The sequence below is a fragment of the Robertmurraya dakarensis genome (genome assembly GCF_900156875.1).
Taxonomy (GTDB): domain Bacteria; phylum Bacillota; class Bacilli; order Bacillales; family Cytobacillaceae; genus Robertmurraya; species Robertmurraya dakarensis.
This window is the reverse complement of record NZ_LT707409.1, coordinates 805689-817932: the sequence shown is the minus strand read 5'-3', so window position 1 is coordinate 817932 and position 12244 is coordinate 805689. Positions and strand designations below refer to the sequence as shown.

Annotated in this window: 13 protein-coding genes; 2 read left to right on the top strand and 11 right to left on the bottom strand. The window is 37.8% G+C overall.

Translation table 11 applies throughout. The annotated features are described in order from the left end of the window. Position 1: 1 nt before the first annotated feature. The 3 genes from bioA to CZ487_RS12975 form a co-directional block, all read right to left on the bottom strand. Positions 2-1360, bottom strand: a complete 1359-nt coding sequence (gene bioA / locus CZ487_RS12985) for an adenosylmethionine--8-amino-7-oxononanoate transaminase (protein WP_077212558.1) — start codon at positions 1358-1360, stop codon at positions 2-4. A 620-nt stretch (positions 1361-1980) separates the two neighbouring features. Further along, a complete protein-coding gene (locus tag CZ487_RS12980) occupies positions 1981-2418 on the bottom strand; it encodes a hypothetical protein (protein WP_077212557.1) in 438 nt (145 codons plus the stop codon). Positions 2419-2839: 421 nt separating this feature from the next. After that, a complete protein-coding gene (locus CZ487_RS12975; protein WP_084783254.1) occupies positions 2840-3457 on the bottom strand; it encodes a DsbA family oxidoreductase in 618 nt (205 codons plus the stop codon). Between the two features lie 213 nt (positions 3458-3670). Between CZ487_RS12975 and CZ487_RS12970 the strand changes: the two genes are divergently transcribed. After that, a complete protein-coding gene (locus tag CZ487_RS12970) occupies positions 3671-4294 on the top strand; it encodes a nitroreductase family protein (RefSeq protein ID WP_237562879.1) in 624 nt (207 codons plus the stop codon). A gap of 95 nt (positions 4295-4389) precedes the next feature. Here CZ487_RS12970 and CZ487_RS12965 read toward each other — a convergent pair whose 3' ends face one another. From CZ487_RS12965 to CZ487_RS12940, 6 genes are all read right to left on the bottom strand, one after another. Beyond that, entirely contained in the window at positions 4390-5142 is a 753-nt protein-coding gene (locus tag CZ487_RS12965; RefSeq protein WP_077212556.1) for an SDR family NAD(P)-dependent oxidoreductase, read from the bottom strand. Positions 5143-5330: 188 nt separating this feature from the next. Next, complete coding sequence (locus CZ487_RS12960) at positions 5331-5708, bottom strand: cupredoxin domain-containing protein (protein ID WP_077212555.1); 378 nt, start codon at positions 5706-5708, stop codon at positions 5331-5333. A 157-nt stretch (positions 5709-5865) separates the two neighbouring features. Then, a complete protein-coding gene (locus CZ487_RS12955; protein ID WP_077212554.1) occupies positions 5866-6636 on the bottom strand; it encodes a TerC family protein in 771 nt (256 codons plus the stop codon). Between the two features lie 50 nt (positions 6637-6686). After that, entirely contained in the window at positions 6687-7076 is a 390-nt protein-coding gene (locus CZ487_RS12950; protein ID WP_077212553.1) for a sporulation protein, read from the bottom strand. A gap of 16 nt (positions 7077-7092) precedes the next feature. Further along, positions 7093-7239, bottom strand: coding sequence for an FbpB family small basic protein (locus tag CZ487_RS12945; RefSeq protein ID WP_139339636.1), 147 nt, complete (start codon positions 7237-7239; stop codon positions 7093-7095). A 537-nt stretch (positions 7240-7776) separates the two neighbouring features. Then, positions 7777-8397, bottom strand: coding sequence for a hypothetical protein (locus CZ487_RS12940; RefSeq protein WP_077212551.1), 621 nt, complete (start codon positions 8395-8397; stop codon positions 7777-7779). 193 nt (positions 8398-8590) lie between these two features. Here CZ487_RS12940 and CZ487_RS12935 point away from each other — a divergent pair, with 193 nt between their 5' ends. Beyond that, positions 8591-9598, top strand: a complete 1008-nt coding sequence (locus CZ487_RS12935) for a zinc-binding dehydrogenase (protein ID WP_077212550.1) — start codon at positions 8591-8593, stop codon at positions 9596-9598. A 213-nt stretch (positions 9599-9811) separates the two neighbouring features. On the opposite strand, the gene CZ487_RS12930 is transcribed toward CZ487_RS12935, so the two are convergent. Next, complete coding sequence (locus tag CZ487_RS12930) at positions 9812-11044, bottom strand: TerD family protein (protein WP_077212549.1); 1233 nt, start codon at positions 11042-11044, stop codon at positions 9812-9814. Positions 11045-11452: 408 nt separating this feature from the next. Further along, positions 11453-12160 carry a M48 family metallopeptidase gene (locus CZ487_RS12925; protein WP_077212548.1) on the bottom strand — a complete coding sequence of 236 codons (708 nt, stop codon included), beginning with the start codon at positions 12158-12160 and terminating at the stop codon, positions 11453-11455. Between the last annotated feature and the right edge of the window lie 84 nt (positions 12161-12244).

The following is a 12244-nucleotide window of genomic DNA, read 5'->3' as shown; positions in this document are numbered from 1 at the left end:
ATCAAGAACCAACCTTCATCACCTCGTCTGTAACCTCGATGATCGCTTTTTTCATAATCTCAACCATGGCTTTAAGCTCAGCTCTTGTACTCACATGCGGTGGCATAAAGACAAGAACATCTCCAAGCGGCCTTGTCAGCATCCCGAACTCCCGCATCTTTAAGGTTGTCCGATATCCGACACGTTCTGTAAAAGGGAAAGGCTCCTTCGTTTCCTTGGATGAAACCAGTTCAATTCCACACATAAACCCTAGCTGCCTGATATCCCCAACATGTGGAAGAGTTTTTAATTCTTCAAAAAGAGAAGAAAGATATTCCGCTTTTTTCGCTACTTCTTCGACGATATTTTCCTTTTCAAACAATCTTAGGTTTTCAACTGCAACCGCACAACCTAGCTGATTACCAGTATAGGAGTGGCCATGGAATAACGTTTTTCGCTGATCAAAATCATCATAAAAGGCTTGATAAAGATCTTCTGTTGCTAAAGTAGCTGCAATCGGTAAATAGCCGCCGGTAATACATTTTCCAACTGCCATTAAATCAGGCTGAACCTCTTCATATTCACAGGCAAACATCCTACCTGTTCGTCCAAAACCAGTAGCGACCTCATCGACAATCATCAGAACCTCGTATTTTGTACAAAGCTTCCTTACCCCTGATAAAAATCCTTCTGGCATCACAATCATTCCACCAGCACCTTGTACCATCGATTCGATCGTTAGAGCTGCGATTTCATGGTGATGTTCCTCTAACAACTTTTCAAGAATAGCCAAGCATTCCTCTCTGCACTGAACAGGATCTCCACTTTTTGAATGATAGACATCTGGGATCGGTGCTTTAAAACTCTCAAACATTAATGGACCATATACTTGATGATAGAGATCGATGGACCCTATACTAACCGCCCCAATCGTATCGCCGTGGTAGCCATTTTGCATGGCAATAAATTTCTTCTTTTCGGTTCTGCCTATATTCATCCAGTATTGATAGGCCATTTTAAGAGCAATTTCCATCGCCTCTGCTCCACTGTCTGAATAAAAAACTCGCGTTAGTTTCTCGGGACTTATTTCAATCAGTTTTTCTGCAAGCTCAGTTGCGGGAACATTGGACATCCCCAGCAAAGTAGAATGAGCAATTTTATCAAGCTGGGCCTTTATGGCGTCATCCAATTCTTTTTTTCGGTGACCATGAACATTCAACCATAGGGCAGAGTATCCATCGTAATACTCTTTCCCCTCGATATCCTTCACTTTTATACCGTTACCGCTCTCAATAATGATTGGATTCTCATCATAATCTTTCATTTGTGTAAACGGTAACCAAAGATACTTTTTACTTTTCTCAATTAAACTCGACTGCATTTTTCTCCCCCCGATTGATGAATAAGGCTTATGTAGGTTTAAATGTTAACCTATTTATTAATTTGGTTTACATATAAAACATTAAAATATTTCTGTATATTTTGTCAATATAAAAAATAGCAGGCACCATCTAATTTCTAGATGGTGCCTGTCATGATTCCCCTTGGTGAAGAAAGCTTATCTATTCCAACCGCGCCCCCACGCCCTTCATTTACACATGGAGAATCGTTGGTTTGACTAAATTGGTCTAAACTAAAATGATTTTGTTTCGAGTGCAAGATGGTATTTGCGCGATACCCTTCCGTAAATTTGCGAATATCGTTTTCTAATTGAGGACTTTTCGGGTGATTGGGGTTCAAGCTTGCAATAAGTGCACAGTAAAAGAGAACTCAATCAAAAATGAGCCCTCCTTTTTCGATTTGAGTCAATCATACATTGAAGAGGAAGTATTTTTCCTGTGACTTTTTGTAGCGATATACCTGCAAGGGGTATTAAATAATACTAGTACTAGTATTAAATATACATTTAATGCTGGTAAGAGTTAATATAATGCTGGTTAGACGCGATTTAATGCTGGTAAGCGTGAAGATAATGCTAGTACTAGCATTAAATTGACCAACTTAAGCTTCACTCACAAATAAAGATAATTTCCACTCACCAACAATTTCATCATCTTCGGTTAAGCTTGTTTGTAAGATGACAGGTAAGGTAATATACTTTATCTCTGTCTCTTCTATGTTAGGACTGCCATCCTTTGAAGCTTTTTGCAAGAAAATGTCACCTGTTAATTTATCATGATATCTTACCTGTGGTACAACCCCATAATCACCTTTATTGTCTTTAAATTTCTCTTTGATTTTTCTAAAACTCTCTTTTTCCCAATTCTCCAGCGTTAACTCCTCATACCCATTGCTTTGCAACGCTTTAAAAGCGCCATATATGTAAGAACGGTCCTCTCTACATAGGGTTTCTAAAAATAATTCAACATCATCATTGTCGATAGCCTTCATTAAATCTGACACCAAACCAAGCTGCTGCGGTTGTATTTTATTCTCCATTTAACTAATAATCTCCTTTACTGTTTAGCAAATTTTCTCTTAGCAATTATAACAAAATTTAATGTAAAAAGGACTGCTCGTCGCAGTCCGTCCATTCATGATCATTTCATTTAACGTGTCAAGCTTTTGTCCCATATATTGAAAGGTAAAACAGCACCATGTTTATGATGCAAGTAGGCTCATTACAATTACATATCTCACAAGTAATATCCTTTTAGAAGATCACTTCTCTCGGTCCCCTACCTTTGGAGGTTGTTCTAACCATTCTCTTTCAATCATTAAATTCATCCCATCTTCCACAAATGCGCCAATTTTGGTTATAAAATTTGCTTACATTGCACTTATATCTCTACGCATGGTTGATGATAGCCCCGAACCATAACCAGTGATTCCTAAATTAGAAAGAAACCCAATTACATATTCAAAGGCTTTTTCCTTCTTGTCCTTTCGATAATTCCTTATCTATTATTTCTGCTAATTCACCTTTTGAACGCATACCTCTAACCTCAGTTTCCCCAATAATAAAGGTTGGAACAGCCTGGATATTCGCTTCAGTATACGCATGCTGAAGGGCCTTTTGATGTGCATCTCTGTACTTCCTCGATTCTTGCACCTTTCGGAATTCCTGTTGATCAAGTCCCAACTCTCCTGCTAACTTTGTTAAGACCTCTATATCACCTATATCCTGTTCTTCTTGAAAAAAAGCCTTCATCATACGATGATTGTATTCATTTCCTTTCCCTAGTTCCTTCGCATATTGATACCCTTCAAATGCTAAATGTGTATACGGCTGGGGTGAAACACTTGGTAAAGTGATTTTCACACCAAAATGGTCAGCCATTGGATAAACGGAATTTCTCCAAGTTGTTTGGAGATAATCTCCTTCTGGTTTTAACGTTTCCGTGGGATAAGGGCGCAATTCAAAGGGCATCCATTCTACTTCAACATCCTTTCCCTTAATTGCCTCTTCTAGCGGAGCCTCCGCTATAAAGCAAAATGGTCAAACATAATCAGAATAAATTTTAATTTTGATTGTCATTTTTCCGCCCCTGTTTTACTTATATTTTCATGCTTCCGTACGCTTTAGTATTCCCAATAACTCTAAATGCAATTTCCACTAAAAAAGTTCAAGAAAGATACCAGAATCTGCTCCCTACTATTTCAAATAATTTACACCTATCCAGAAATGATTCAATGCGAATACTAAATCCGTAGAATTCTCTACAAAATGAAGTTCAAAGGAGAGGGTAGTTTGGCAACTCAAACCATGCAAAACATTCTTTCCGTACCAGAGGCTATAGAATCTCGGCACAGTATAAGAAAGTTTAAACAAGAACCAATACCGCAGGAAGATCTCAATAAAATTTTTGAACTTGTCCGCTTATCTCCAAGTGCTTGGAATCTTCAACCATGGCGATTTCATGTTGTCACCGATACAACGGTTAAAGAAAAACTGAAAGAAGCTGCCTATGGACAACAGCAAGTAACATCTGCCCCTGCTGTTGTAATGGTGATTAGTGATATGGAAGACGTCATTGAAAACTTACCTGAAACGGTCCACCCTGGTTTGTCACCAGATCGACAACAAGAAGAGGTAGCCAACCTTTCCTCATTTTTTGGAGGAATGAGTGTGGAAGAAAGAGGACAATGGGGATTAACCCAAACAAATATTGCTCTTGGAGTTCTTTTAGTAACGATTCAAGGTCTTGGCTATGCAAGTGTCCCAATGCTTGGTTTTGATCAAGAAAAAGTCAAAGAAATACTAGGCTTAAAAGAACACGTGAAATTTGCATCCATGGTTCCATTTGGCATTGCTGATCAAGAAGGCTATGAGCATCATCGTTTTAGCCTAGAAAAGATCGTAACGTTTCATTAAAAAATTCAAGGAGCAGCCTCTTATTTTGAGACTGCTCCTTGAATCATTAAGTTAGTTAAAAGATTTCTTACTGTTTCATATTTCTTGTTTCCACATTAGCTCATATCAATTCCACCGTTAACAGGAATATAAGCACCATTTATATGCCCATTCCAGTTAGCTACCAGACTTAAAATGGCCCCTGCAATATCCTCAGGCTCTGCTAGACGCTGCAATGGTGTTAAGTTTCTAAGCATCTCTTGCGTTTCTGGAGCTTGATCCTTTGTTGCATCTGTTATGACCAAACCAGGAGAAATAACATTGGTTACAATATTTTTCGGTCCTAGTTCTTGTGCTAAGTATTTAGCAAATGTTGCAAGAGCTGCTTTGGCTGTGCCATGAGCAATGAATCCATGTGAAGGAGTTCGAGATAGAGAACTAGATATTAATACAATTTTTCCTCCTCCTTGTTTCTCCATATGGGGAACGACCTCTTGGCATAAATGAAAAGCTGAACTCATCTCGTTATTTAACTTATAGGAAAATTCCTCCCAGCTCATTTCCGTAAATGGTTTGAATGCAAAGTTAATACTTGCATTATTTATGAGAATATCAACCTTCCCAAACTCACGAATCGTCTCATCAACAAGAGTCTTTACGCCTTCTGTTGTTCTGACATCAGCTTGTACAACCTTCCCTTTTTGTCCAGTTGTTTCTACCTCTGTAAGAACAGCTAAAGCCTCTTTTTCAGAGCTTTGATAATTAATCACAACATCGGCTCCAGCTTTCGCTAGTAAAACAGCCGTTGCTGCACCAATCCCTCTGCTGCTTCCGGTTACAATTGCCACTTTATTATGTAATGGCTTCATAAAGATGACCTCCAATCTATGTATTCATTCAATCAAAATTATAATTAATATGCTTTACACCTTATAATTTACTGAAAATAATGAGCAATTTCCAATAAATTGCTCAGAATTTCACAACCTTTATTAATATTTAATAACACTACTACCGTTGACCCATAAAAAAAGCAAGGCTCAATTAGCCCTGCTTCTTATTCGACTATTACTTTTCCAACCATGCCTTCCTGAAGATGGTACCGACAGATCAGTTCATATGTACCGGATTTTTGAGGTTTCACGGAAATGGTTTTTTCTTTTCCAGGCTGGACTTCCTCATCAATTTTCAGCTCTTCCACTGTGAAGGTGTGTTCTTTTCTACCTTTGTTCTTCAATATTAACATTGTCGTTTTTCCATTGGGAATTGTGATTTCTTTCGGATTAAAGTAATTATCGTTCAATTCGATTTCAATCGCTTTAGTCGTCTCCAAAGGTTTTACTTCCGCAAATACACCGAGTGAACCTGAATTTGTCATAACCACAAACATTGCAAACAAAGCGACTATTCGTGTTAAACATTTTTTTACAGACATTTTCAATCCCTCCCTTCCTAAGGAGTAGTTTTTCCAATTTATATAGTATTATCACTTTAAGTTGAGATGTTACGTGGCCAAAATCATAGTTGTCCCCCAATAGGCAAAAAGGTACCATAGATTATGGTACCTTCGATTAAAACTTATTCTCAAAATGTTAAGCGGCGTTTTCCTGTACTTCTTTTTCCTTAGATAGGAACCAGCCAGCTGTAGCAATTACAATTAATACAACGTAAAAGATCACCTTCCATGTTGTGGAGTGGGCAAATTCATGAGGAATAATTCCGATTGCTTCATGCCCTAATGTTAAGACAGCGAGCTTTACCCCAACCCATCCGACTATAGCAAAAGCCGCAATTTCCAAACCTGGTTTTTTATGTAACAACCTTACAAAGATATCAGCGGCAAAACGCATAAGAATGACTCCTAATAATCCTCCAATAAAGATAACAAGGAATTTACCGCCATCCATACCTCCAATGTTCGGAAGAGGTGTTGGTGATAATGTCATCGCCAATGCAAAAGCTGCAAGAATAGAGTCTATCGCAAAAGCGATATCGGCTAATTCCACTTTCAATACGGTAACCCAAAAACCAGATTCCTTCTTTTTCTTTTTTTCAGACTCCTCCACATGTCCTTTACTAATCAGCTTTCTGACAATATGATTGATTGCAATAAATAACAGATAAAGGGCACCAATTGCTTGTATTTGCCATACATCTATTAAGAAAGAAATGATAAATAAGGAAAGAAACCTGAAGACAAATGCTCCAGCAAGCCCGTAGAACAAGGCCTTTCTTCTTTCTTTTTCAGGTAGATGCTTAACCATAATGGCTAACACAAGTGCATTATCAGCAGCAAGCAGCCCCTCAAGACCAACTAATAATAATAAAACCCAGCCATATTCTAATATCAGTGAAAACTCCATAACATCGTCCTCCTTTTAAGTTACCCAATATTTTCTATAAAGTTAATTTTCTACTTAACAATTCGAATGACATCGTGATCTACGCTTTGTACACCTTTATCAAAGTTAAGAATCGTGTGAAAGTGGTATTGTAGCGAATTTGTTGATAGACTAGCAGTCTTTGGGATATGAAAATTAAAGTCTATCCGAGTTTCTGCCCCTGACTGTATAGATTGCTTTGTTAGGATTGTGACAGAATCCATTACTTCTCTTTTATCTGTTTTCAATTCCTCCATAACTAGATCACAGTCAATTCGTTTTAACTGTTGTGAAATGGTCCCTCCCGTTATGACAAAATATCCTTCTACTGCATCACCAGCACGATATACGTCTTTTTCGAGTATAAGGTCCACTTTTGCAGATCCTATCCCTATGAGTGACATATACTTTCTTAATAGCATTATTTTTATTCCCCCTTTATTTATTAACTTTTTTTGACCCTAGCGAGCGTCTTTCTTCTAGGCGTTGTTCTAACTTTTCCAGCTGTTTTTTATCGTTTAACAGATCCTCTTTATTGCTTTTGACCAACTCTACAAGGTTATGCTTTTTCCTCAAATCTCTCATCCTCTCTTTTTTTAGTACAATTTCTTGTTCAAAAAACAAAAAAGCCTTTACCGTATGCCGGTAAAGGCTTTTTCCCTGAAGAAAACAAAAAGACCTTTACCGTTTTTTGGTAAAGGTCTTGCTAACAACAATTATGCTGCCAACAAAGCCGAGAGATATGCATCTCCGTAATGACGACTTTGCTGTAAAAGCTACTCCCCTTTAGGAGAACTATTCAAATGTATAGTTAAAATTTACACTATTCTTTATGCTTTTGTCAATGAATATCTATTTATAAAAAAAATTGATACAGATGCCTGATGATAAAAAGCATAGATCACTTCAAATCCTCTCAAAATGCATCGTATCCAATTTCTTAATTTTACAAATCTGGATCGGTTTTAATTGAGGTTTATTTATTCTCGTTCGTGAGCTGGATATTCTCGTTCATTGCTAGATATTCGCGATAAATTGTTTTTTTTCGCGAAAACAACCGGCTTATTCTCGTTCAATCAAATATATTCTCGAAACGTCATATTCCGAGAACCGTCCTATCGTTCAACCAAAAATCAAACTAAATATACGTTCGTACGCATCATAAATTTTATTTGCCTCTTCCTGTTGTTTGTACTCATCTCGATATTGACCGACAAACAAATCTAATTCACGAAGATCAATCAAAATATTTACCATAACCTTTGGAATTTCTTCCCACGAATACACCTCGTCGATCATATCCTTTAATTCATGATAGATTCTTTCAAATTGTTGTTCATCCATTCCTTTGCCATTTTGAAGTTTTTTAAAAAAGTTTCCGTCCTCGTTGATTTTCTCAATCAACCCAGCAATCACTTCCGCTTTTTCAGGTTCTGTTTCTCCCTTTTCTTTCGTACATCTTTGTATAAGCTTTTTGGTAGTATGTGCTGCTTTTTTTATACGGGCTGATTCTTCATCATCATATATTAATGAAAAGTTGTACAACTCATCATATAGTCCAACTAAAGTATGAACGACTTCGCCCGGTATACTTGCACGACTCTCCCATTCATTCGCACAAACGGTAAGTGCCTCAACTAACTTATCATATTCCTTTTCATGGAAACCATTTCCCATTCGCAGTTCAACGAGCAAATTGATCTCTGCCTGTTCAAAGGCAGCTATTATCTCTTTATCGTTCACAATTTCACTCTCCTTTTAAGTTCCTATTCCGCACGAAGCTCATAGTTTCATTTTAACAGTATCTATCAAAATATTATCATAGATATATTTCCCTTGAGAAATGACTCACTATTAAATTATTTGACAATTCTGAATAACTTTCATATAGTTGTTTTAAAATAAAAATCTGAATTTTCAAAAAGGGGTGTGTTACATGAAAGCATGGCATTACACTGGACAACCTAATACGATTGAACTAGTAAATATACCTGAACCTGAAGTAAAGCCAGGATGGGTCGTCATTAATGTAGAGGCAGCAGGTATGTGTCACTCAGACGTAGGGATTGTGGATGGTACAGGACAAGGCTGGATTTCTAAAATTCCGATTGTTCTTGGACATGAGGTCGCTGGTACCATAACGGATATCGGTGAAGGAGTTTCGGGCTTTAACGTTGGTGACCGTGTTGGCGTGGGACTTTTTCGTATTCCTGGTGAAACTAAAAAAGGCCTTGGGTCTCATGAAGGACCAAATGCTGGAAGTGCCCCTGGCTTATATGTAGATGGCGGATATGCAGAGAAAGCTTTAGTTCGTGCCGAAAGACTAGTACATATTCCAGATAATGTCTCATTTGAGGAAGCTGCAGTCGCTGTTGATGCCATTGCTACCGCTTACCATGCAGTTAGAGACACAGCAGATATTCGTATTGGCGATGTAGTGGGGATTATTGGTCTTGGCGGCCTTGGGATGAATGGACTTATAATCGCGGCAATGGCTGGAGCAACTGTATATGGAGTCGATATTAATGAAAGTACCTTTGATACAGCTATACAAAATGGTGCAAAAGCTTGTTTCACAGAGGTTCGGGAATTAAAACACTTAAAACCTAATGTGATCATTGATTTTGCTGGTTTCGGTACGACAACGGCAGAAGCGATAAAAGCTGTTGTGGACGGAGGACGCGTCGTGCAAGTAGGGATGGGTAAAAATAAAGCCACGATTAATACAGCGGCATTAGTGACAAAACGTGTTGAACTAAAAGGTTCTTTAGGATCTACTAAAGAAGAATTAGATCAAATTTATGAACTACTATCTGAAGGCAAACTCCCCCTTACATTAACAGAAGTTCCATTTGAAGAACTTGATCTGGCATTACAACAATTTATAGAAGGTAAAATAACAGGACGAATTTATACCCGGCCACGCGCGAATCTAGAAAGATAACAAAGTAAACTTAAAGAGATGATTATGCTCATGAATAATACAAAATCTAGTGCTTAGTAAAAGAAAGGACTTTACTCATTATAGGTAATGTCCTTTCTTTTTGGTCTGATAAGACTTGTGTCTCGTTTGTCAAACTTCAAAAACACAGAAAGGAACCCTCCTACTTTTACCTTATGTATCAGATAGGGTTATAATCTTCTATTTTATTGTCGTCTACTTATAATCATTTATTGGTCCTTCATCCATAATAACTTCCACCATATTTGAAGACCCCATTCTAAGTTTAGGTCTACGCTCCGAGTCTGGTTTACTATAAAGCTCCAATGGACTTATCATAACTCCATCTGGGGTATTATGAAGGATACCGGGTACACAGGAATAGATTCTGTCATTATTATTCGCATTCTTGGCGAAGATGGTAACGGATGTTCCACTTTGATTATCGATACTCATAGACACTTTGTATCTGTAGAATGAACCTGTTCCATTTGACTGAGCAGAATATACCACAGGAACCACTGCGAGAATATCATCATTTAATCTTAATTTAATGACTTCTGTCTTTGTGGACCGGTTATCTCTTCTGACATCCCCCATATGTTCTACTGCTCCGTTGCCATAACTCCTGAGGGGAGGTGTTCCATTCGCCCCAAACATCGCTACATCTACCTGCCTGCCATCCTTTGTATAAACTAAAGCATAGATATCATAATCGGTCCCAGTCTTCCAAGAAACCGTGGCAGTAATTTCTGGTGTTTTATCAATGATCACTGGTTTTTGCCCTTTGTCGAGACTTACCTTCCCCTTTACCTTTTCAAGGCTTATCGTTGACATTGTGTTTTGGCTAGATTGATCTTCAGGAACATTTAGAGGCTCGGGTTTATTTTGGGTTTGTTTTTGAATAGTGTTAGGTGATTGCTCATCAGCTTCAACCTCAACACCGTAATTTTTACATAGCCCCTCAAGCCCAGATTCAAACCCGCGCCAAATTGATTTTGCCTTCGTCTGACCATTCCTTAAATATAATTCTAATACTACAATTCCATTTTCATTTGTGAAACTCGATGGGGTTAATTGGAAAGTACTATGATCGGTAGAGATCTCGGCCTTTAAATTCTTTACATTTGAAAAACCCCTGCTATTATCCTCTGTTAGAGTTATCGCTATTTTCGTAATACCTTCAGGCACTCTACTCATGTCAAAATTGATTTTATGTATTTTTGTATTCCCTGTTATTTCTTCCGGTAAAAGAGTAGCCGCACCAGAAGCACTCTCTGGTTGATTATAAAAGATGATCCCGCTATCTCCCTGTACCTTGTCTGAAGCAGTTAAAAGGAAAGCTGTTAAGGAAATATCGATAGCATTAGACATTTCGTAGCTAACAGTGACAGTACCTTTTGGTGAACTTAACACTGTATTTGCACCCACTTGAAGAAAATCATTCATTATTACCACTCCTAGGCTTATTCTTTTTATTATGTTCATCTATGGTTTTTTGAAACTGCAAAAAATGAACGATTGGTTATCATCGTCTGAAGCTTTTATTACAATTTTCTGAGATGAATAAATCTGATCACGGCACCGTTTACCCTTTTTAAAGAAAAATGGACTGCACATCAGGTATTCGAACAATTCATAAGAGGAGAATTTCCCCTTAACGGACAGGGAGGAGGCTTAAGAAGCAGATATAAGCGGAGAATTTCCCGTTAACTAGTCTAAATGAGACAAAATCCAAAGATTTTGGCTCAAATAACTGGAATTTCTCCCCTTATTTTTAGGGAAATATGGCTATTTCCCTATTTAAGTGGAATTTCTCCCTTTATTTTACATAGGGAAATCATCTCTCGTGCACACCTATACAGTCATTTTCCAGTTCGATAAAGCCAGCCATTTTTCTTTTTCCTTGTAGTCAGGCATTATTTTTCCAACAAGGCGCCAGAAAGAGCGGTCGTGATTCAGATGTACCATATGACACATTTCGTGAACGACAACATAGTCGATTACCTCTTTTGGTGCCATAGCCAGCCTCCAATTAAAGGTTAAATGATGCTTTGCATCACAGGTTCCCCATGTGCGTTTATTATCAGTAATTTTGATTGAGCGTGGTTTTGTTTTAAAGTTAGGTTGAAAAGAAGCGATGCTCGTCTCGACTAATGCCTTACACTGCTGATAGTAAAATCGTTTTAAAGCTTGTTTCATTTTTTCATCATCAAGCTGTTTCACGTATATATGAAGATTTTCACCAACAAACGCAACATGATCTTGCGCTCTATTCTTATCTTGGTAGATTTTTATTGGGTAGTGACGACCCAAATATAGAAAACTCTCATCATTTTCGTAAACCTTTTCCTGCGGACCATCTAATCTATCCATCATTTCTTCTGTCTTTTGCAAAATAAGATCCCAATTAGCCTCTAATACCTGAATCACTCTTTCATCAGATGTCCTTTTCGGAGCTTGGACTTCAATATTCCCATAGGAATCTATCGAAATTCCGATAGAAGTTCGGTTTTTATACTTTACCTCATACCGGATTGTCTTCCCTAAGTACGTATGTATCATATTCATTATCCCCTGTATCTGTGTGCTAGTGCTATTATTTCAATCTATCCTAATTTAAGCTATGTGTCCAGCGTGTGTGGGGCA